Source organism: Roseibium aggregatum, assembly GCF_014692675.1.
Classification (GTDB): domain Bacteria; phylum Pseudomonadota; class Alphaproteobacteria; order Rhizobiales; family Stappiaceae; genus Roseibium; species Roseibium aggregatum_C.
Genome location: NZ_JABFCZ010000019.1, coordinates 111692 through 132694, shown reverse-complemented (window position 1 = coordinate 132694; position 21003 = coordinate 111692). Strand labels below are relative to the sequence as shown.

22 protein-coding genes are annotated in these 21003 nt (G+C 61.6%); 13 read left to right on the top strand and 9 right to left on the bottom strand.

The window, feature by feature from the left end; all coding sequences use genetic code 11:
* Nucleotides 1–176: 176 nt before the first annotated feature.
* The 3 genes from HK439_RS17550 to HK439_RS17540 are packed head-to-tail and all read right to left on the bottom strand — an operon-like array spanning nucleotide 177 to nucleotide 2088.
* On the bottom strand, nucleotides 177–671 hold the full coding sequence (locus HK439_RS17550; protein ID WP_209011899.1) for a hypothetical protein: 495 nt from the start codon (nucleotides 669–671) through the stop codon (nucleotides 177–179).
* Entirely contained in the window at nucleotides 668–979 is a 312-nt protein-coding gene (locus tag HK439_RS17545; RefSeq protein ID WP_190292812.1) for a rod-binding protein, read from the bottom strand. Before HK439_RS17545 ends, HK439_RS17550 begins: the two co-directional genes overlap by 4 nt.
* A complete protein-coding gene (locus HK439_RS17540; RefSeq protein ID WP_190292811.1) occupies nucleotides 979–2088 on the bottom strand; it encodes a flagellar basal body P-ring protein FlgI in 1110 nt (369 codons plus the stop codon). The genes HK439_RS17545 and HK439_RS17540 overlap by 1 nt, the downstream gene beginning before the upstream one ends.
* Before the next feature lie 375 nt (nucleotides 2089–2463).
* Here HK439_RS17540 and HK439_RS17535 point away from each other — a divergent pair, with 375 nt between their 5' ends.
* Both HK439_RS17535 and dksA read left to right on the top strand, forming a co-directional pair.
* Nucleotides 2464–2883 (top strand): flagellar assembly protein FliX, encoded by a 420-nt coding sequence (locus tag HK439_RS17535; protein ID WP_190292810.1) that lies wholly within the window; start codon nucleotides 2464–2466, stop codon nucleotides 2881–2883.
* Nucleotides 2884–3048: 165 nt separating this feature from the next.
* Nucleotides 3049–3465 (top strand): RNA polymerase-binding protein DksA, encoded by a 417-nt coding sequence (gene dksA / locus HK439_RS17530; protein WP_190292809.1) that lies wholly within the window; start codon nucleotides 3049–3051, stop codon nucleotides 3463–3465.
* Between the two features lie 239 nt (nucleotides 3466–3704).
* Here dksA and flgH read toward each other — a convergent pair whose 3' ends face one another.
* Genes flgH through flgF form a run of 4 tightly spaced genes read right to left on the bottom strand, consistent with a single transcriptional unit; the run spans nucleotide 3705 to nucleotide 6988 of the window.
* The gene (flgH, locus tag HK439_RS17525; protein ID WP_190292808.1) at nucleotides 3705–4454 is read right to left on the bottom strand and encodes a flagellar basal body L-ring protein FlgH; all 750 of its coding nucleotides are present in this window, start codon (nucleotides 4452–4454) and stop codon (nucleotides 3705–3707) included.
* Nucleotides 4451–5431 (bottom strand): flagellar basal body P-ring formation chaperone FlgA, encoded by a 981-nt coding sequence (gene flgA, locus HK439_RS17520; protein ID WP_190292807.1) that lies wholly within the window; start codon nucleotides 5429–5431, stop codon nucleotides 4451–4453. Before flgA ends, flgH begins: the two co-directional genes overlap by 4 nt.
* A gap of 12 nt (nucleotides 5432–5443) precedes the next feature.
* Nucleotides 5444–6226 (bottom strand): flagellar basal-body rod protein FlgG, encoded by a 783-nt coding sequence (flgG, locus tag HK439_RS17515; RefSeq protein WP_190292806.1) that lies wholly within the window; start codon nucleotides 6224–6226, stop codon nucleotides 5444–5446.
* Between the two features lie 21 nt (nucleotides 6227–6247).
* Complete coding sequence (flgF, locus tag HK439_RS17510) at nucleotides 6248–6988, bottom strand: flagellar basal-body rod protein FlgF (RefSeq protein ID WP_190292805.1); 741 nt, start codon at nucleotides 6986–6988, stop codon at nucleotides 6248–6250.
* A gap of 277 nt (nucleotides 6989–7265) precedes the next feature.
* Between flgF and HK439_RS17505 the strand changes: the two genes are divergently transcribed.
* The 5 genes from HK439_RS17505 to HK439_RS17485 all read left to right on the top strand — a co-directional run bounded on the left by HK439_RS17505 (nucleotide 7266) and on the right by HK439_RS17485 (nucleotide 14618).
* On the top strand, nucleotides 7266–7778 hold the full coding sequence (locus HK439_RS17505; protein ID WP_190292804.1) for a flagellar basal body-associated FliL family protein: 513 nt from the start codon (nucleotides 7266–7268) through the stop codon (nucleotides 7776–7778).
* 9 nt (nucleotides 7779–7787) lie between these two features.
* Complete coding sequence (fliM, locus tag HK439_RS17500; RefSeq protein ID WP_209011898.1) at nucleotides 7788–9020, top strand: flagellar motor switch protein FliM; 1233 nt, start codon at nucleotides 7788–7790, stop codon at nucleotides 9018–9020.
* 17 nt (nucleotides 9021–9037) lie between these two features.
* The gene (locus HK439_RS17495) at nucleotides 9038–9556 is read left to right on the top strand and encodes a DUF6468 domain-containing protein (RefSeq protein ID WP_419247595.1); all 519 of its coding nucleotides are present in this window, start codon (nucleotides 9038–9040) and stop codon (nucleotides 9554–9556) included.
* A complete protein-coding gene (locus HK439_RS17490) occupies nucleotides 9553–10311 on the top strand; it encodes a MotE family protein (protein ID WP_190292802.1) in 759 nt (252 codons plus the stop codon). The genes HK439_RS17495 and HK439_RS17490 overlap by 4 nt, the downstream gene beginning before the upstream one ends.
* 167 nt (nucleotides 10312–10478) lie before the next feature.
* Nucleotides 10479–14618 carry a hypothetical protein gene (locus HK439_RS17485; protein WP_209011897.1) on the top strand — a complete coding sequence of 1380 codons (4140 nt, stop codon included), beginning with the start codon at nucleotides 10479–10481 and terminating at the stop codon, nucleotides 14616–14618.
* A gap of 39 nt (nucleotides 14619–14657) precedes the next feature.
* Here the strand turns inward: HK439_RS17485 and fliP are convergent, their stop codons facing one another.
* Nucleotides 14658–15425, bottom strand: a complete 768-nt coding sequence (gene fliP / locus HK439_RS17480; protein WP_190292801.1) for a flagellar type III secretion system pore protein FliP — start codon at nucleotides 15423–15425, stop codon at nucleotides 14658–14660.
* Nucleotides 15422–17203: a flagellar biosynthetic protein FliO gene (locus HK439_RS17475; RefSeq protein WP_190292800.1), complete on the bottom strand. Its 1782-nt coding sequence runs from the start codon at nucleotides 17201–17203 to the stop codon at nucleotides 15422–15424. Before HK439_RS17475 ends, fliP begins: the two co-directional genes overlap by 4 nt.
* Before the next feature lie 332 nt (nucleotides 17204–17535).
* On the opposite strand from HK439_RS17475, the gene flgB reads away from it, so the two are divergent.
* From flgB to flhB, 6 genes are read left to right on the top strand one after another with little or no spacing between them, the layout of a single operon-like run.
* Nucleotides 17536–17940 (top strand): flagellar basal body rod protein FlgB, encoded by a 405-nt coding sequence (gene flgB, locus HK439_RS17470; protein WP_190292799.1) that lies wholly within the window; start codon nucleotides 17536–17538, stop codon nucleotides 17938–17940.
* 27 nt (nucleotides 17941–17967) lie between these two features.
* A complete protein-coding gene (gene flgC, locus HK439_RS17465; protein ID WP_190292798.1) occupies nucleotides 17968–18378 on the top strand; it encodes a flagellar basal body rod protein FlgC in 411 nt (136 codons plus the stop codon).
* 53 nt (nucleotides 18379–18431) lie between these two features.
* Nucleotides 18432–18746, top strand: a complete 315-nt coding sequence (locus HK439_RS17460; RefSeq protein WP_190292797.1) for a flagellar hook-basal body complex protein FliE — start codon at nucleotides 18432–18434, stop codon at nucleotides 18744–18746.
* A 37-nt stretch (nucleotides 18747–18783) separates the two neighbouring features.
* Nucleotides 18784–19050 (top strand): flagellar biosynthesis protein FliQ, encoded by a 267-nt coding sequence (gene fliQ / locus HK439_RS17455; protein WP_190292796.1) that lies wholly within the window; start codon nucleotides 18784–18786, stop codon nucleotides 19048–19050.
* Nucleotides 19051–19069: 19 nt separating this feature from the next.
* Complete coding sequence (fliR, locus tag HK439_RS17450; protein WP_190292795.1) at nucleotides 19070–19843, top strand: flagellar biosynthetic protein FliR; 774 nt, start codon at nucleotides 19070–19072, stop codon at nucleotides 19841–19843.
* A 9-nt stretch (nucleotides 19844–19852) separates the two neighbouring features.
* A complete protein-coding gene (flhB, locus tag HK439_RS17445) occupies nucleotides 19853–20932 on the top strand; it encodes a flagellar biosynthesis protein FlhB (protein ID WP_190292794.1) in 1080 nt (359 codons plus the stop codon).
* Nucleotides 20933–21003: the final 71 nt, after the last annotated feature.

Sequence of the window (21003 nt, the reverse complement as noted above, 5' to 3'; positions counted from 1 at the left end):
ATCGGCGGGAACAAGCTGGTCGAGTGTGACCATCTCAAGCGCTGTCTGATCCGGACCGGGTTTCTTCAACATCAAAACAGTGAATCAAAAACCCCCGGCTAACGCCAGGGGTTTGTCAGCAGTCTGAGGCGCCCAGGGGCGCCTTTTCATTATTATCGTTCATTCGACCGGAGACCCTACAGCGACCGGTTGATTGCGATGCCATGGGCCGATTGGGGGCCGGTGGGCGTGCCGCCGTTCGGGCCATATGTTGTCGTCCTGTTCGGTTGCTGCGCGCCGACAGCCTTTGCGACCGTCGATACGATGTCGCTGGCCACTTCGCGCGCCGTGGACAGGACCGCCAGGTTGATGCGCAGCACCGGCTGGAACTCGGCATGTTTGCGGCGCAGGGTCTGGGTGGCTGCAGGCGACAGATTACCAAGGGCAACCGCATGATCCTTGGCCGACATCATTCCGCGGGTGTATTCGTGGATGAGACGTGCCTTTTCCGGCTGAAGGGTGCTTGCGTCCCTCAGTTTTCCGTTTCGGACCAGATCGGTCTCGCTTTCGATCAGGCTCAGGAGTTCGTCCATCGTCCGTGTGAGGGCGTTGCAGAACTGCTCCGCTTCGACCGGGCTGGTAGGGCGTTCTACCGAAAAAGGCAGTTTCGCCTTTTCAGTCTGGGCATTCATTGGCTGGCCTCCTGAAGTGCCAAAAGTTCGCGTTCCACGGCGTCGGCAATTCCAATGCCTCCGCTCTTGGAAATGGACTGTGCGTATTCGTTGATCAGCATGCCCCTCCAGGCTTCGGCGCCGTCGCCGCTGCCCCAGGTGCCGCCGTCCTCCAGTCCGGTGAACATGGACTGAAGCATGTTGTTCAAGAACGTGGCCTCGAACCCTTCGGCGGTGGCGCGGACCTTGGACTTGTTGGTGGTGTCGACGCCGGACAGGACGGACAGCGGGTTGACCGGGGTCGTGATACTTTTTGCCGGGTCGAACATCAAAGCACCTCGATTTCCGCCTGGAGAGCGCCGGACGCCTTGATCGCCTGCAGGATGGAGATCATGTCCCGCGGGCCGATGCCAAGGGCATTCAACCCGTCGACCAGCTGCTTGAGCGTGACCGTTTCCGCGACAATCGCGAGCTTGGCGTTGTTGTCGCTGTTGACCGACACCTGGGACCGCGGCACCACCACGGTCTGGCCGCCGGAGAAGGGCTGAGGTTGCGAAACCTGCGGTGTTTCGGAGATGGTGACCGTCAGATTGCCCTGGGCTACGGCAACGGTCGACACCTTCACGTCCTGGCCCATGACGATAATGCCGGAGTTCTCGTCAATCACCACGCGGGCGGCCAGGTCCGGTTCGACCAGCAACTGTTCGATGTCGGTCAGGAGGTCGACGATGTTGCCGTCATAATCCTTGGGCAGATCGATGCGAACCGTGCCCGGATCGAGCGGTTCGGCAGTCGGCAGACCGATCAGTTCGTTGATCGAAAGGGCCACACGCCGGGCGGTGGTGAGATCGGGATTGCGCAATGCCAGGCGCAGGGTGGTCAGGGAAGCGAGCTTGAACTCCAGCTCGCGTTCAACGAGACCGCCATTGGCGATCCGTCCGGATGTGGGCACGCCACGGACGACGGATGCCGCATCCGCCTGTGCCGAGAAGCCGCCGATGGCGACCGAGCCTTGCGCGATTGCGTAGACTTCCCCGTCCGCGCCGACCAGGGGCGTAACGAGAAGGGTGCCGCCCTGAAGCGAGTCTGAATTGCCGAGGGCGCTGACACTGACGTCGATCCGGGTGCCCTGTGTCGCAAAGGGCGGCAGATTTGCCGTCACCATCACTGCGGCGACCGTGTTGGTCTTGAGATCCACGTCCCGGGTGTTGACGCCGAGGCGTTCCAGCATCGCCTGCAGACTTTGCCGGGTGAACGGCGCGTCGCGGAGCGTGTCGCCTGTGCCGTTGAGGCCGACGACGAGACCGTATCCGATCAGCTGGTTTTCGCGAATGCCTTCGAAATCGGCGATATCCTTGATGCGCGAGGCAGCCGACGCCTGTGCGGCGAAGGCCGCAAGGCCAAGGAGCAGAAAACAGATTCTCGTAAACAGTTTCATCGTTTCTCGTTCGCTCGTTCGCACCGCTGACTTGAGCGGCGTCTTTTTCTTCCGTCCGCATGGTGTCCAGGCTGCTTCCGGACGTTTTCCGGACATCCGCGTTGCTTTTTCCGTGTATCCGCGTTGCTTATTGCGAATGCCGTGCCAGTTTTCGCGAACATGGCGAAGTCAATCTGATCCGCTGTCAGAATGGGCGGATTCCCTTAAGTTTTGGTGCCGACAGGAAGGCGAATTGTATTTGTGCTAAAATGAGCGGTGTGAAGTTGCGGGCAAATATTGCCGAGTGAGCCCGGACTCAATTACCCTCTGTCGGCAGATTCTCACGAGTCCACCGCTACCGGGGCGGTGCGGTCGGGCGAGAGCTGAGTAAGAAAGATGCGCATTACAGGAAACAAGCCATTATCGGGCGTGCAGGGGCGCGGCGCCAAGAAGCGCACGTCGTCGGACAACGGCGCCTTCACGCCTGAACTGGGCGACGATGCTCCGCAAACAGGCGCGCTTTCGAGCGGGTCAACGATCCAGGGGATGGATGCCCTGCTGGCGTTGCAGGAAGTGGGCGAGAAGCCTGACCGCAAATCCAGGGCGACGCGGCGCGGGCATGCGCTGCTGGACGGCCTCGAACTGATCAAGACCGATCTGCTCGCCGGACACGTCTCCGAGGAGCACCTGGAAGGACTTGCGAAAGAGGTTTCCGAGCGGGAATCGAGCGGCGATCCCGAGGTCGATTCGGTCCTCGATGAGATCGAACTCAGGGTCAAGGTCGAGCTTGCAAAGCTCGGCCGATTCCCCGACTGAGTGCGGCCGGTCTTGACGCTGGGTTAGCCCGCAAAAAGCTCTAATTTTCCTAAATGTTTGATCAATCAATGATTTTTACGTTGTTATTTTTGAAAAATGCACCGTTGTCGGTTTACCGGGTCGAGGATATATTGCCCGCGACCTAACGGTAATCCGGAGCTATCGATGACGGTTGAACTAGAGTCTGAATATCGACCCTCGGAAAACGAGCCGTTCATGAATGACAGGCAGCGGGAATATTTCAAGAACAAGCTGCTTGCGTGGAAAGACGATATCCTGAAAGAGAGCAAGGAAACGCTCACCAATCTTCAGGAGGAAAGCCAGAACCATCCCGACTTTGCCGACCGGGCATCTTCCGAGACCGATCGTTCGATCGAACTTCGGGCCAGGGATCGCCAGCGCAAGCTGATTTCGAAAATCGACGCTGCGCTGGAACGGATTGCGGACGGGAGCTATGGCTATTGTGAGGAGACCGGGGAGCCGATCAGTTTGCGGCGCCTGGAGGCCCGGCCGATCGCAACCCTGTCGATCGAAGCGCAGGAAGCCCATGAGCGGCGCGAGAAAGTTTACCGGGACGACTGATCAATTACGGTAATCGGCCGGTTCGGCATCATGAAACAGCGAAAGGCTCTCCCGGTTCGGGAGAGCCTTTTTCGTTTCGGTGAAGGTGAGGCGCGCAGTCCGGCTAAAAGAAAACGGGCACGGTGTTCGGGGAGCGACACACCGTGCCCGTTGTCAGCGGTCAGGTCAGGCTTCTAGAACACCTGTCCCGACCGCCGGGGGAGCTTGTTTCCATGTCAGATGGAGAATGTCCGGATTGATCAGAACGGCAGCAGCACATCCATGACCTGGCTGCCGTAACGGGGCTGCTGGACATCGGTAATCTGGCCGCGGCCGCCGTAACCGATCCGCGCTTCGGCGATTTTCTCGCTGGCGATCGTGTTTTCCGACGTGATGTCTTCCGGGCGAACGATACCGGCCACGACAAGTTCGCGAACCTCGAAATTCACCCGGACCTCCTGGCGTCCCTCGATCACGAGATTGCCGTTGGGCAGGACCTGGAGAACCACGGCGGCGACGGCTGTTTCCAGCGTCTCCTCCCGGTCGACCTTGCCTTTTCCGGTGAAGTCGCTGGTGCTGTCGACGCTTGCAATGTCGCTGGCCGAACTGCCTGCAGGGAGGAAGATCGTGTCGATGGCATTGCCGAGCGCGCCGCCGGCTCCGGTGGCACTGGAATCGGAGCGGGAGCGCTCTGTCGTGTTGTCAAACTGGGCCTTGTCCTTGATCGTTACGATGACCGTCAGGATGTCGCCGACCTGTTTTGCGCGCTGATCCTCGAAGAAGGCCCGGTTCCCCGACCGCCAGAGCGAATTGGGATTGTAGTGAGCCTGCTGCGGTTCCGGCATCGGCATCTGCACCGGGCGGTAGCCTGCAGTCGTTGTCGGATCCTGGATGGCGTTCAGGGCGGGCGGCTGGCCGATCTGGGACAGCCTGTCTGCCGTTCCGCAACCGCCGACCGCGGCCGCGAGCGCGGCACTGGCAAGAAGGGCGAACTTCGTGTTTGAAATCATTGCTGCGCCCTTTCATTGAGGCTGGCCACAGGGACAGACGGTTCGACCCGGACCCGGCCGCGTGCGACGACGGTGGCGCTGATTTTCCGCCGGGACTGAAGGTTCATGATGTCGATCATGTCTCCTGCCGCGCCATCCTCCAGGGCCTGTCCGCGGGTCGTGAGCTTCATGCCCGGGAGCTGGTAGGTGACGGTCACCTTCTCACCCCGTGAAATGATGACCGGCCGTTCGAAGTCATTCCGTGTCAGAGGGGAATTGGCGCGCAGGTTCGAGCGGGCGGCGAACCCCAGGACGTCATCCGCATCGGTGAGGGCCCGCGCCGGAACACTGCCGCGTGCCAGCCGGATGGTGGTGAGGTCTTCCTGCTTCAGGATGGCGCCCCGGCTCAGCGGCTGGATCAGGGCGGTGACTTCCACCATTTCCCTGGCAACGCCGGTCAGGGTCAGCGGGCTGATACCGCCGATGCCGGCGACGTTCAGCCGAAGCGTGAAATTTCCGTCGGTCCGCGACCACAGCACCTGATCCACATTGACGGGGTTTTCAGCGCCCGGATCGGCATGAACCGCTGACGGCGCCTGAAACAGGGTGACGTCGAGATCCTTTTCCGACAGCGAGGCGTCCCGTTCAGCCAGGGCTTTTGCCACGATGGTTTTCAGTTCTCTCTGGCCGATGGTTTCCGCCCGGCGGTAAACGACGACCTTGGTCAGGCCATTGGTGCCGGCCGTGGTGAGGCCGGCAGCCTGGGCGCGCTTTGCCACCTGCTCGGCAGGCACATCGCCGGAGGTGCCCAGATCCGGCGAGCGGAACAGGGGAATACCGGCAAAATCTCCGGCATTGCGGTAAAAGTCGCCGATCGTGACGATTTCCGAAAGCGTATGAACTTCCGGCTGCAGCACCGGGGCTTCGGCGGCGGATACGGCCAAGGACCAGAACAGGGTTCCGATTACGAGCCCGGCGAGGGCGAAAATGCGGGTCATTGTCGTTACTCCCTACCGGAGGTTCGAGGTGGTGGAGTACATTTCGTCGGCCGCCTGGATGATCCGCGAATTCATCTCGTAGGCGCGCTGGGCGGCAATCAGGTCGGCGATTTCGGTCACCGCATCCACATTCGCCATTTCCAGGAAGTTCTGCTGCAGATCGCCGAAGCCATCGTTGCCGGGCGTGTCGGTCTGGGGCTGCCCGCTGGCATCGGTTTCCAGGTACAGGTTGTCGCCGATGGCTTCCAGGCCCGACTTGTTGACGAACCGGGCAAGTTCGAGCTGGCCCAGGTTGACCGTAGCCCCGGTACCGTCGACGACCTGGACATTGCCGTCGGCGGAAATGGTGATATCCCGGGAATCACTGGGGATGGTGATCCCCGGCAGGACGCTGTAGCCGTCGACGGTCACCAGGGTGCCGTTGGCGTCGCGTTCGAACGAGCCGTCCCGGGTATAAGCCGTCGTTCCGTCCGGCAGTTCGATCTGGAAAAATCCCTCGCCGCGGATCGCGACGTCCAGTTCCTTGTTGGTCTCTTCCAGAGACCCTTGCGACATGATGCGGGCGGTCGCCGCCGTCTTCACGCCGGAGCCGACCTGAACGCCGGTCGGGACGATCGTGCCGGCGTCGGATGTCTCGGCGCCCATGCGGCGCAGGTTCTGATAAAGCAGATCCTGAAAATCCGCGCGCTGGCGCTTGTAGCCGGTCGTGCGCATGTTGGCCACGTTGTTCGATATGACCTCGACATTCAGCTCCTGAGCCTTCATGCCGGTGGCCGCGATATGCAGTGCCTTCATCTATTGGGTCCTCCGGCGTTGTCAGGCTTCGAGACGGCCAAGCGCGGAAATCGCGCTTTGACGCAGGTCGTCGGTGTCCTTCATCAGCTTGCTGATGGTTTCATAGGCGCGGGTGATTTCGATGACCCGGCTGATTTCCTCGACACCTTGAACGTTCGACTGCTCAATGGCGCCCTGAACGACCTTTCCGTCGGTCAACGGCGCCGGCGTTCCGCCCGTAAACAGTGAATCGCCGACCTGGATGAGTTCCTGGGGGTTGTCGAAATTAACCAGCCGGATCGTGCCGCTGTTGCCCTGCGCGGTGGAAATCGTGCCGTACTCGGCAATTTCGATCTTGCCGTCCTGCTGGCTGAAGGTGATCGGCCCTCTGTCGGTCAGAACCGGACGGCCTTCGGAGGTCACGAGCTGCCCGTTGTTGTCCAGATGGAACGAGCCGTTACGCGTATAGGCTTGCGTCCCGTCGCCCATCTGGACGACGAAAAAACCCTCGCCCTTCACCGCCAGATCGAAGTCGTTGCCGGTCGTCTTGAGGCTCCCCGCCTCGAAGTTGGTCAGCGTACCGACGTCATGAACGTAAGAAAGATCGCGGTCCGGGACCTGGAACTCCGTCGCCTCGGCAACGGGCATGATGTATTCCTCGAACAGCATTCTTTGCGACTTGAAGCCTGTCGTATTGATGTTCGCCATGTTGTTGGCGACCACGTCGAGCTGATTCCGCAAGGCGGACTGGCGCGACAAGGCAATAAGCTGCGCATTCTCCATATTAACAGTTCCCTTTGCTCCCCGGCGGGCCTTCGAACTCCCCAGAACGTCGGCCTGCTCCCCTGATTGCAGGGAGTGTGCCAAATTCCAAGGCATTGAAAAACAAGGGGAAAATTTGGAGATGGCAGATGCGGTCGGTAAAGGTTTCCGGCAGAAATTAACCAATTGGCAATTTTTGCCGGGTTGCGGTCGTTAACCTTTTGGTAACCACTCGTTAACCATTAACTCTTTAGAAACTTATAACGCGCGTGAGCGTGTAGAGGACTCGGGGTTTTGAATGGCCGACGAAAATGCCCAGGTCGACGGCGACGAGGGCGCCGACGAGGAAACCGGTGGCGGCAGGAAAAAACTGATCCTGTTCGGCGGCATCGGTGTCGTCGTGCTTCTGATCGCAGGGGCGGGAGGATATTTCTTCTTCATGTCGGGCGACAGTGCGCCCAGGAAAGATGCCTCCGGCCTGCCGCAGGCAGAGCAGGAAGCCCAGAAGCCGGTGGTCTTTTACGACCTGCCGGAAATGACCGTGAACCTGGCGACCGAGGGGCGGGCCACGTATCTGAAGGTGCGTATTGCCCTGGAAGTCGAAAACCGGGCGATGATCGAGCAGATACAGCCGTATCTGCCCCGTATTCTCGATGCTTTCCAGATTTATCTGCGAGAGCTCCGTCCCGCGGATCTAGAAGGATCCGCCGGTTTGTTCCGTCTGAAGGAAGAATTGCTCAGGCGCATCAACCTGTCCGTATATCCGGCGCATGTCGACGGGGTCCTGTTCAAGGAAATCCTCGTCCAGTGATGGTGCGAAATGGCTGACGAAGACGACGATCTGTCCGAAGAAGATATGGCCGATGCCTGGGGGGCGGCACTTGCCGAACAGGGCGCAGGCAGCAGTGACGATGACGACCTAGCGGCGGCCTGGGGGGCGGCGCTCGAGGAGCAGGGGGCGGGAAGCTCCGACGACATGGCTGCGCAATGGGCGGCCATGATCGACGACAGCGAGCCCGATCTCGAAAATGCCACCCGCGGCGCCGACCGTGTCCTCAACCAGGAGGAAATCGACAACCTCCTCGGCTTCAATATCGAGGACACGATCGCCGGCGATCAGAGCGGTATCCGCGCCCTGATCAACTCGGCAATGGTGTCCTACGAACGCCTGCCGATGCTCGAGATCGTGTTCGACAGGCTTGTCCGCCTGACGACCACCTCGTTGAGAAACTTCACTTCCGACAACGTGGAAGTGTCGCTGGATTCCATCAGTTCGGTGCGGTTCGGCGATTACCTGAATTCCATCCCGCTGCCGGCCATTCTGGGTGTCTTCAAGGCCGAGGAGTGGGATGGATTCGGGATGATCACGGTGGAATCGAGCCTGATCTACTCGATCATCGACGTGCTTCTGGGCGGCGGCCGCGGCACGAGCGCGGTGCGCGTGGAAGGCCGGCCCTACACCACGATCGAGACCAACCTCGTGCAGCAGATGGTGGCTCTGATCCTGCAGGATGCGGAGCAGGCGTTCGCGCCACTGTCGCCGGTTCACTTCAACCTCGAACGGCTTGAGACCAACCCGAGGTTCGCGGCGATTTCGCGTCCGGCGAACGCCGCCATCCTGGTCGAACTGCGGATCGACATGGAAGATCGCGGCGGCACCGTCGAGATCATGATGCCCTATGCAACGCTGGAGCCGATTCGCGATCTGCTGCTCCAGATGTTCATGGGCGAGAAATTCGGTCGCGATCCGATCTGGGAAGGACACCTTGCGACGGAGATTCACTCTGCGGAAGTCGAGGTGGATGCGGTGCTTTACGAGACATATCTGCCGCTTGGACGCGTTTTGAGTCTGGATGTTGGGCAAACATTGGTTTTCGACGTCGACCCGGCGGACCCGGTCACGATAAAATGCGGCAACGTTCCGCTGACCGAAGGAACGCTTGGGAAAGTCGATGATTCGATTGCGATTCGGGTCGCCAAGAACCTGCGCAAACCCAAAATGACCCTGGCTGCTTTCGAGCGCGCCATGCAAAACGAAATGGAGACACCATGAGCACCCCGCCAGTCGGAATGATCATCGAAGGCCTGGTCGCGATTCTCCTTTTGGTAACCATTGCGTATTGCTGGATCTTGAACTCGCGGCTGCAGAGATTACGTGCCGATGAAGAAACCTTAAGGGCGACGATCTCCGAGTTGATGACGGCAACCGAAATTGCCGAACGCGCTATCCTCGGGTTGAAGGCGACGGCAAACGAAGCCGACCAGTCCCTGGGTAACCGATTGAGTCAGGCAGAGAAGATGTCGAATGCACTGGCGGCTCAGGTCGTGAAGGGTGAGGAAGTCTTTACCCGCATCAGTCAGATTGCCGAGGCGGCAAGCCGGTCGTCCGTGCACCGGGAAACCTATGCGCCCGCGCCGCAGCCGGCAGCCATGCCGGCGCACATGCCGCATATGGCCGCGTCTCCTGCCATGCACGAACCTCAAGCCCGCGTCCGCGCGCCGAGGGCCGACGACATCCGCAGCGCCGCGGCGGAGGCAACGGCGCGGCTTGAGCAGTTCCGCAAGCGGTCCGGGGGCACTGCTGCATGAACATTCGCCTGCTTCCTGTGGTTGGAGTCTCCGCCAGCGCCCTGCTGGCGCTGAAGCTGCTTGGCCTTGTGCTTGGGCCGGTGGCGGATGTGGCTCCGATCGATGGAGCGGTCGCGCAGGAATCGACGCAGGACCAGCCGGCGGCAGCGCCGGGGACGCCACCCGGCGGTGATGCCACGGTTGCCATGCCTGGCTCCGCTCCGGCCGATGGCGCAGGCGGCAATGACGGCGCCATGAAGCCGGGCGGCGAGGCGCCGCCCGAGGAAGCGCCGGTGTTGCCGGAATCGCTGGAAATCGGCGGATCGGCCGCCGAACGCGCCGTTCTGGAAAGCCTCGGAGAAAGGCGGAAGGATCTCGACAAGCAGCAGGGACAGCTCGATCTCAGGGAAAAGCTTCTGCAGGCGACGGAGGAGCGCATCCAGAAGCGCGTGGAAGAGCTGAAAAAGCTTGAAAAGCAGATCGAGGGCAAGGTCGAGGAGAAACGCAAGCAGGACGAAAGCGAAATCGCGGGCCTTGTAACCATGTATGAAAGCATGAAGCCCAAGGATGCTGCGCGCATCTTCGACCGCTTGAGCATGCCGGTGTTGCTGAAGGTGGTGCGTCAGATGAAGCCGCGCAAAATGGCGGATATTCTGGGCAAGATGTCCGCAGAAGCGGCGGAGCGCCTGACCGTCGCCATCGCGAGTAGTACGGATGATCCGGTGTCGGATTCCAAGCCAATGCAGGCCGACCTGCCGAAAATCCGCTCCAACTAGTCAAATCCGGCACTTTTCAGCGATTTGCGTAAGGCCGCGTTAATACGGCCAAAATAACGTCAAGAACAGGTGGCATCCGAAGGAAAATCTCTGTGCTGAAGCACATCTGGAATCGCGGAGGGACGCGGGGGGAGCCCCGGCGCTCAAGACGTCTGGCAGTCGGCCTGATGTCCGCTTTCCTGTGCGTGTTCTCGATATCGGCACAGTTTCTCGTTTCTCCGGCCGCCCGGGCGCAGTCCCTGGAGCCGGTGGACCTTCAGGTCCAGCCCAAGGAAGGCTACGGCCGCATGGTCCTGACCTTCAAGGACCGGACCCTGCTGCCGGTCTACGACGCTGTCATCACCGGCGGCGTGTTGAGGATTTCCTTCGAGACCCCCATCGACATCAACGTCGATGATGTGCCGCTCGATCTCAGCGACTACATAACCATTGCCCGCCGCGACCCGGACGGCAGCGCGATCCGGTTCGCCCTCAAGGGCCAGTTCCAGATCAACACCCTGGAAGCAGGCGAGAAGCTGTTCGTCGACATTCTGCCGGCCAACTGGCAGGGCCTGCCGCCGGGCCTTCCCGATGACGTGGTGCGTGAACTCGCCAAGCGCGCGGAAGAAGCCATGCGCAAGGTCCGGGCGCTGGAGCAGGCGCGGCTGAAGGTGAAGGAAGGACCGCAGGTCACCCTGCACATCGGCGAGCATCCGACCTTCACCCGGCTGGTATTCGACTGGTCGGTGCGTTTCGATACCGCTTTCGTGCGCGAGGACGATATCGTCAAGGTCACGTTCAACCATCCCGCTCAGCTCGACGTTTCCGACCTCAGGGCGCACTTGCCTCAAGGGGTCGTGGATGCCACGTCCTTTCTGGACAAGGGCAAGCTGAAGTTCCTGATGCGGGTCGATCCCACGGTCGATATCCGGGCCTTTCGGGAAGACCAGACCTACGTCATCGATGTCACGCCGGAGCGGATGGAGCCGCGGGACCCGGCCAACGAGCAGGTCAATGCCGCACTGAACGCGGGCGCCGGAGGCCAGGGCCAGCAGATGGTTACCGCGCCCGGGGTCCGAAACACGGAAGCGGCGCCTCAACCGGACAAGTCCGAAGAAGGGATGCTCCTGCCGGAAACGCAGTCCGATCCCGTCCAGGACGAGACCGCGCTGGCGATGGTTCCCTTCAATGCGGTTCCCGGAGCGGCCGGTGCCGAGCAACCGGCTCCATTACCCGCGGTAGAACCGGCGCCCCCCGCAGAACCGGCGCCTCCGGCGGAAAAGACGCCTTCGACCCCGGTTCCGCCGAAAGGCGAGACCGCCGGAGCCGTTCCCGCTGCTCCGGCTCCCGTGCCGGCAAAGCAGGACGGGGCCGCGCCGAAATCCGATGACGCCTCTGCAAAGGCCGCTCCCGAAGCCGCTGCCGATGCTGTCCCGGTCGCGCCGAAGCCGAAGCCGGCCAAGACCGAAGACACGGCGATGGCCGATAGCGCTCCGCAAACGGCTGCCGCCGACATTCCGGAAACGGCACAGGCCGCTCCTCCGGCTGAAGATATGCCGGCGGCAAAGCCGGCCGGCAATGCGCCCACCGATGCGATGGCCGGCAAGACGGACGAAAAGGCAGCCGACGCTGCGCCTCAGCAGGCGGCGGCTCCGGCGGAAGCTGCCCCGGCAGCGCCCGAACCGGTCGCCGCGGCCCAGCTTGCTCCCGGCCCTGCGGATGCGCCCCGGCCGGAAGGCGCGGCCCAGCTGGAAATGGCAGCGCCGGAGCCGGTCGAGGTCGGGCCCGCGAATGCGAATGATGCCGTTCCGCCTGCCGTCGTTCTCAATGACAAGCCGGGCAACGGACGTGTCTGGCGGGCGAATGGCGGTCAGGAGATCCCCAATTCCCCGGAAACCCCACCGGATGATTTCGCCGATGAAGTGCGCAATTTCGTCTCCGCCGAAGCACGGCGTATCGGCAAGACGGTTCGCGTCGTGTTTCCGTTCGTGGAGCCGGTTTCCAGCGCGGTCTTCCGGCGTAACAACAGTATCTGGCTCGTTTTCGATACGGACGCGACGATCGACATAAGGGGCATGGTTTCGGCCCTGTCCGATACGGCCGCCAACATCGATGTCGAGCAGCGGGACGGTTATCAGATCCTGCGCATGGACATGAACGATCCCGTGCTGGCGACGGTCGGCCTGGACGGCAATGCCTGGAGCCTCGTCATCGGCGACATGATCCTGGAACCGTCCATTCCGCTGAAGATGGAGCGCAATGTGCGTGGCGACGGCGGATCGGTCCTGCGGGTCTTGTACAAGAACCCGCAGAATATCCGTGAGATCGAAGATCCGTTCGTCGGCGACAAGATTTCCATCGTGACCGGCTTCGGTCCGCCGCGCGGATTGCTCAAGCCGCAGAAATTCGTCGATCTGGACGTCCTGAGTTCTGCGCAAGGCGTTGCCATCGTTTCGCGATCCGACGGTGTCAGCATGAAGCTGCTTGGTGATGATGTGATCATCGAGAAGACCGGGGGGCTTTCCCTGTCCAATCGTCATTTGCGCGGCGGTACGGGGACGTTCAATTCCATCGTGGACCCGAACGAGCCGGGTTATGTGGAATTCGTGTCGCTGACGACGGAGGGCCCGGCAACCTATGCCGACCGTTTGCATACCCTCCAGGACAATCTGAGCAAGGCGCCGAAAGGGCACCGCCGGAAGGCGCTGATGGACCTCGGCCGTTTCTATCTGGCGCACCAGTTCGCCCAGGAAGCGCTCGGCCTTATGCGCCTTGCCGTCGAAGAGGATCCGGCGCTTGCGCAGGACAGTTCGTACAATCTCATGATGGGCGCGGCGCAAACCATGGCGCACCACTTCAAGGACGCCTACAATCATCTGAACCGTCCGGACCTGAAAAACAGTCCGGATGCCGCCGTCTGGCAGACCATTGTCGCGGTCGCCCTCAACGAATGGACCGAGGCCCGGATCGTGATGCCGCGCGGACGGGCGGTCGTGGGCAATTATCCCAAGACCATCCAGGCGGAATTCAATCTCGCGGCGGCCCAGGCCATGGTCGAGGCGAATGACTTCGGTGTCGCGAACTCGGTGCTGGCGGAAATCGAGCCGAGCGAGGTGACCAGTTCGCAGGCTGCGCGCTACGACATCCTGCGCGGCCGCGTCGCGGATGCCTCGGGCCGGTCTCAGGAAGCGCTGTCGGCCTTCGATTTCGTCGCGAAATCCGAGGATCGGCCGCGGGCGGCGGAAGCGGAGTACCGGGCCTTGCGGATCCGCTACCGGGACGGTGAGATCAGCATCGACGAGGCAATCGACAAGCTTGCCGGTCTTGCCACCTCCTGGCGCGGGGACGAGATCGAACTCAAGACGCTGCGCTTCCTGGCGCAGCTCTATGCGGAAAAGGGGCATTACCGGGAGGCCTTCGAGGCCATGAAGTCCGCCGTGCAGGCGAACCCGGATTCCGATACGACCCGGCTGCTGCAGGAGGAAATGAACGGCCTGTTCGCCTCGCTGTTCCTGGACGGCAAGGCCGACGAGATGGACCCGGTCAAGGCGCTGGCGCTGTTTTACGATTTCCGCGAGATGACCCCGATCGGACGGCAGGGGGACGAGATGGTCCGCCTGCTTGCCAAGCGGCTTGTGGAAGTGGATCTGCTCGATCAGGCGATCGAGCTACTGCGCCATCAGGTGGACAATCGCCTGAAGGGTGCTGCGCGCGCGCAGATCGCGGCGGATCTGTCCGCCCTCTATCTTGCTGACCGCAAGCCTGACGAAGCGCTGCGAGTGCTCAACCTGACCCGGCAGGCCAGCCTGCCGTCCACCCTGGAACGTCAGCGCAACATCGTCGAGGCGCGGGCGCTTACGGCCAGCGGGCGGCCGGACCTGGCACTGGAACTGGTGCGCAACATGCGCGGCAGCGACGTGGACCGCCTGCGTGCCGACACCTTCTGGGCGGCGCAGAGCTGGCGTGAAGCGGGTGAGCAGCTGGAAGCCATGCACGGATCGCGCTGGTCGGACTCGATCCCGCTCGATGCGACCGAACGGCGGGACATCCTCAGGGCGGGTATTGCCTATTCCCTGGCCGGTGACCAGCTCAGCCTCAACCGTCTTCAGACCAAATACATCGCCAAGATGGCGGACAGTCCCGAAGCCGCGGCCTTCGAAGTGGTCACCCGGCCCATCGATGCGCAGGGCGTGGAGTTCCTGGAGGTCGCCAACAAGCTGGCCGATACGGACACGCTCGAAACCTTCCTGGACGAATACCGGCGCCAGTACATGACGCCGCAGAAACACAACACCGATCAGGTGGCCGCGACCGCTCCAACCGGTTAGTCCGGTTGTCACAAGAGAGGAGAGGAAAGGCGGGCGGATCTATCCTGCGCCGAAACTCTTGACCAGGGATCCGGCCACTAGGTTCCAGCCGTCCACCAGCACGAAGAAGATCAGCTTGAACGGCAGCGAGATCACCACCGGCGGCAGCATCATCATACCCATGGACATGAGCACCGACGCGATCACCAGATCGATGATCAGGAACGGCAAATAAAGCAGGAAGCCGATTTCAAAGGCCCGCCGCAATTCGCTGATCATGAAGGCCGGCACCAGCGTGCTCATTTCAAGATCGTCCGGCGTCTCCGGGGCCGGTTTGCCTGACAGCTCCTGGAACAAGGCCAGGTCATTCTCACGCACCTGGGACAACATGAATTTGCGGAACGGGATCGACGCGCGCTCGAAGGCCTGATTGAACTCGATATCGCCGTTGACGAGCGGTTCAACACCTTCGTTGTAGGCCGTCTGCAAGGTGGGCGCCATGATGAAGGCGCTCAGGAACAGGGCCAGGCTGACCATGACCATGTTCGGCGGCGCCGTCTGCAATCCGATTGCCGAGCGCAACAGGGAGAGGACGACAACGATCCGGGTAAAACTCGTCACCATGACGAGGATTGACGGCGCCAGCGAAAGGACGGTCAGCAGGGCGACAAGCTGAACGGCCCGCTCGGTCAGGCTGGAGTTTTGGCCAAACCCGACCGTTATGTCCTGCGCCACTGCCGGTCCGGCGAGCAGCGCCAGCACCGGAGTGCCCAGAAGAAGGATGAGAAGCGTCAGCCGCCGGGAGGCGCGGCCGAAACGAGGGATCATGCTTTTTGATTTCCGTGGATTTCATCCAGAAGCTTTGCCATTTCGTCCTCAATCGGATTGGCCTCGGCATCCGGAGTCGGTTGCCCATTTTCCGGTTTCTTGTCTTCCGCTTTCGCGTCCTTTTCACCGGCGTCGGCCGTTGAGGCCTGCTCCGGGCTTTCCGTCTTGTCGTCTTCCGTCGTCTTGCCGGCCTCAGGGGCGTTTTCCTTAGCCGTTTCGGCCTGGGCATCGGCGTCCGGTTTCTTCACGGCGTCGGCCTCTTCCGCCTTTGCCTCGGCAGGGGCTTCACCTTCGGTCGCTTCCGTCGCCGCAGTATCTGCCTTTTCCGCTGCAGGCGTTTCCGCCGCGGCTTCTTCCGGCAGGTCTGCTTCCTTCACGGCCGCAGCCTTTTCCGTCTCAACCGGCGCTGCCGGTTCTTCTGCTCCTGCCTTTTCTGAAGTCGCCTTTTCCGGCGCACTTTGCTCCGTAGAGGCTTTTTCAACGTGAGACGGTTCGGGCTTCACTTCTGCGGCCGGAGACGGGGGCGTCGTCGGCGTTGCTTCGACTGCCGGGGCTTCCGCCGGCTGGCCGGCTGTGCCGGCGTCCGCAGCCTGTTGTGCAGGGGAGGCCTTGGCTTCGGCAGCGCTTTCGGCGGCCGGTGCCGGTTTGGCATCCATCACCGGTTCTTTCCGTTCTTCCAGAGGGGCTTTCGGAAAGGCGGTCAGGGCCTTGGCGGCAGGACCGGAAGAGGGGGGCGAAACCGTTCTGGTCGGTCCGACGGGTCTGGGCGCTGACGGACGGCTGGCGAGCGGTCTGGCCAGGGTACGCGCGAAACCGGTCGCAGGAGTTTCTTCTGTCGGCGCCTGTGCTGCCGGCCGTTCCGAGGCGCGAGGCGGTTGAGGGGACTGGGGGGCGGGTGCCGGTTTTGAGACGGCGGCCTGGGAGACCTGCGGTTCCCGGCGTTCGGGCTGTGCGGGCGCGCCGCTTTCGTCCTTCTTGCCAAACTCCTGTTTACCGGCGTCCTGCGGCTTGATCGCGGACGGGGGCCTGGAGAAGGCGGAGACCGAGGCGCCGGTCTTTAAGGGCTGTGTCGTTGAAGGTGGGGTCGCTGCCGATTGCGGTTGGGATTTGCCGACCGATTTGCCCGCCGTTCTGGTCAGGTCGCCGAGCCTTGAGCGCAGGGAGGAAACGGTGGCGCTGCCACTGCTTGCTGCCGCTCTCGCTGCCGGAGCCTGGGGCGCTGCGTCCGCTGCGGGTGAAACGGGAGCCTGCGATGGTGCGGGCTGAGGCGGCGTGATCCGTTGCGGAGCCTCGACCTGGCCGGTCGCGGCGGCCGGAACAGGAGACGAAACAGGGGCAGCCGGTTCCGGATACGGCTGGCCGGTCGGTGCGGCGCCGGGTGCGGGAACCGATGCGGCCATGCCCTCCATGTTCGGTATCTGGGCATTTCCGTTGGTCAGGGTCGGCTGCTGGCGGGGATGTCCGGCTGCAAGCGGCGTTCCGCGGATAATTCCCTGTTCCACGACCACATCGCTCGGCCCCCCGATCAGGATCAGATGCTCGATGTTGTCCCGTCGCACCAGGACAAGGCGACGCCTTGTGTCGACGCTCGCGCTATCCATGATGGCCAGTCGGGGCTGCCTGTTCCTGACCGAAAGATTGCGCGTACCCGCCAGGCGGTTGATGACGAAGATGAGGAGCGCAAAGAGGGCCAGGACGACCGCGAGCGCGATGGCGAAGGTCAAGGCGCGCGCCAATCCGTCGCTGATGCCAAAGGTGTTTTCAATCAAAGTGTACATACTTCCCTCGAACTCAGGCTCGCCAAGCGGGCCTTTACCACCGGCCGCACTCATTCATGCAGTCTTGTTATTGCCGATCGCTGCGTTGATCCACCGCATTTTTGCCAGTTGCGGCAGCGCGCGCTATCGAATCCCCCTCATTTTTCGAGGTTAACAGAAATGGGAAAATTCTGCCCGCCATCAGGGCCTTAAATCTTGCAAATTGCAAAGGCTGGCATTGACCTTCCACGGTTTTCTGCAGGTCTGCACCCGGAGGATGAGGTGCGCGTTAACTTTTCGTTAACCTTCTGGTCGGCAAAGTTTGCCTAATTCGTTAACAATTGGTGACTCGCATGGCCATAACCGATCTGCCCCTGTTTCAGGCTTTGAAATCGAAAATGCAATGGCACCAGGTCCGACAGTCGGTGCTGGCAGAGAATGTCGCGAACGCGGACACGCCCGATTACAAGGCCAAGGAACTGAAGGATTACGATTTCGCCGATCATCTCGGACGGGAGAACTTCGGCCTGCAAGCCGTCCGGACCGAGGCCGGGCACCTGTCGGGCGCGATGATATCGCCGGATTCGGGCAAGGTTGAGAAAAAGGACATGTTCGAGGTCACGCCCAGTGGCAACAACGTCGTCCTTGAAGAGCAGATGATGAAGGTCGCGGAGAACCAGATGGATTTCCAGGCGGCCTCCGCCATTTACACGCGCAGCCTCGGGCTGATCCGTACCGCGCTGTCCAAGAATGCATGACCTGAGTGAACGTACAGGAGAACCCACATGGATCTGATCAAGGCACTGTTCGTTTCGGCTTCGGGCCTCAAGGCGCAGAACAACCGGATGCAGGTCATCGCCGAAAACATCGCAAACGCCGATTCGACCGGGCGGACGCCGGACGAAGACCCCTACCGGCGCAAGATCCCGACCTTCAAGAGCCACTATGACAAGGAGATCGGCGCCGAGGTGGTCGAACTCGGACGGATCGCGGAAGACCAGACGGATTTCGTGGAGCGTTACGAGCCGGGCCATCCGGCCGCCAACGCGCAGGGGTTCGTGCGCCGGCCGAATGTCAACACGCTCGTCGAGACCGTGGACATGCGTCAGGCGCAGCGGTCCTACGAGGCGAACCTGAACGTCATCCAGGCGACCCGCCGGATGGTGCAAAGGACGATCGATATTCTGCGCGCTTGAGCCGGGCAGACAGCCCCCGCGATCAGCGACTCAACGAAAAGGATTGAAACGCAATGTCCACACCGACCATTGCCAGTAATGCCTATCAGATGGCTGCGCGGCTGGCGCAGTCGACGGCGGGGACGGAAGATCTTCAGCCGGACCGGAACAGCCCGAATTTCGGCCAAATGGTTCAAGACGCAGTGGAAACCGTCGTCGACAAGGGCCGGGACGCCGACCAGAAGTCCATCGGTCTTGTGGAAGGCAAGACAGATGTTGTTGACGTGGTCACGGCAATCTCGGAAACCGAAGTAGCTCTCGAAACGATGGTGACGGTCCGCGACCGGGTGATTTCGGCTTACGAGGAAATCATGCGGATGCCGATCTGACCGGCCCATTGACCTTTGACGAAGGGGGAACGGACACGTGACCGGCGGCGAAGTGCTCGATATCGCCCGTGAAGGCGTCTGGACCATGATCCTGGTGGCCGGTCCGGTAATGATCGTCGGTCTTGTCGTGGGTGTGGTCATCGCCCTGTTTCAGGCGCTGACCCAGATCCAGGAAATGACGCTGGTGTTCGTTCCGAAGATTCTCGCTATTTTCCTGACCCTGCTGATCACCTTGCCGTTCATGGGCCAGACGCTTGCCGCGTTCATGGCGCGGATCGGCGAGCTGATCCTCTCGACGTCTTGAAGCAGGGCGGGGTGCCGGCATGACCCTGCAGCTGTCCTTCCTGCCGGAGATCGCCGCAGTTTTCATGCTCATGTTCGCCCGCCTCGGCACCATGATCATGATCATGCCCGCGCTCGGCGAGTCCTCCATTCCGGCGCGCCTCCGCCTGACAATAGCGCTCGCTCTCACGCTTATCCTCTATCCGACAGGATCTGCAACCTATCCGGCGAATGTCACCGACAACCTCCTGCATCTGCTCACTCTTTTCGGCGGAGAACTGGCCGTCGGATTCGCGGTGGGGCTTTGTGCGAAACTGGTGGCCTTCACCCTGCAGACGGCAGGCGTCATCATCGCCAGCCAGTCCGGAATGGCATTCGCGCTCGGTACGGATATCAGCAATGCCGGACAGCAGGGCGCCCTGTTCGGCAACTATCTGTCCATCCTCGGCGTGACCCTGGTCTTTGTCACCAACAGCCATTACCTGGTGATTTCGGCTCTGCATGACAGCTTTGCCATGTTCCCGCCGGGGCACTGGCTGCCATTGGGGGATTTCGCCGCCATGGCGACCCAGACGGTCGCCGACGTGTTTTCCGTCGCGGTGCGCATGGCCGCGCCGTTCATCGTGGTCGGCATCGTGTTTTATTTCGGCCTCGGCCTGCTCAACAAGCTGATGCCGCAGATGCAGATCTTCTTCATCGCCATGCCCGTGAACATCGTGATCGGGCTGGCCCTTCTTCTCGTCCTGCTGGGTGCTATCATGACCTTCTACATGGATCATTTCCAGAAGGCGCTCGGCATGTTCACGGCGGGGTAGGGGAACGCTATGGCCGACGATTCCGACGATTCGGAGAAAACCGAGGACCCCACGCAAAAGCGCTTGAAGGAAGCGCATGATAAGGGGGACGTTCCCAAATCCATGGAAGTCAGCACGTGGTTCGCTCTTGCGGGAACCACGATGCTGATTGGCATTTTTTCGCCGGACATCGCGTCTTCCCTCGGCAAGCTGATGAAAGGCTACATGGAGCATGCCGCCCAGATCCCGGTCGACAGCTTTGCCCTGAGATCGCTGTGGCGGGATACGGGACAGTCGGTCGCGCTGATTATCGGCCTGCCCCTCTTGGCCCTGGTGCTGATGGCGGTGGCCGGTAACCTGGTTCAGCACCAGCTGGTGTTCACGGCGGAGACGATCAAACCGAAACTGTCGAAGATCTCGCCAGTGTCCGGGTTCAAGCGGCTATTTTCGGCAGACAGCCTGGTCAACTTCGCCAAGGGCATGGCGAAGATCTCGATCGTCGGCGCGCTGATGGGCGCGGTCCTGTGGCCGCACAAGGACGAAGCCGAGGTCATGATCTTCTCCGATCCTACGGTGTTGCTGGTCGAAGCCCGCGCCTTGGTGCTGCAATTGCTTGCCGCCGTGCTCGCGGTGATGACCGTGGTGGCCGGTGCGGATTTCATCTATCAGCGCCAGAAATGGCTGAAGAAACAGCGCATGTCGCTGCGCGAAGTGAAGGAAGAATACAAGCAGACGGAAGGGGATCCGCAGATCAAGGGCAAGATCCGCCAGTTGAGGATGGAACGCAGCCGCAAGCGCATGATGGCGGCCGTGCCTCAGGCGACGGTCGTGGTGACCAACCCGACGCACTATGCGGTGGCCCTGAAATACGAAGACGGCATGGGCGCGCCCGTGTGCCTTGCCAAGGGAACGGATGCGGTCGCCCTCAAGATCCGGGAAGTCGCCAGGGAAAACGATATCCCGGTGGTCGAGAACCCGCCGCTCGCGCGCGCCCTTTATGCCACCGTCGACATCGATCAGATGGTTCCCGAAGACCATTACAAGGCGGTCGCCGAGGTCATCGGCTTCGTGTTCCGGATGCGCAAAAAGACCAGCTGGCGGGCGAATTAGGGCCGGTAAACACCTGCGGACAGGGGATTGATGGGCTCTGGCCCGGTTCCGGGGCCTGAGAGCGGTTGAAA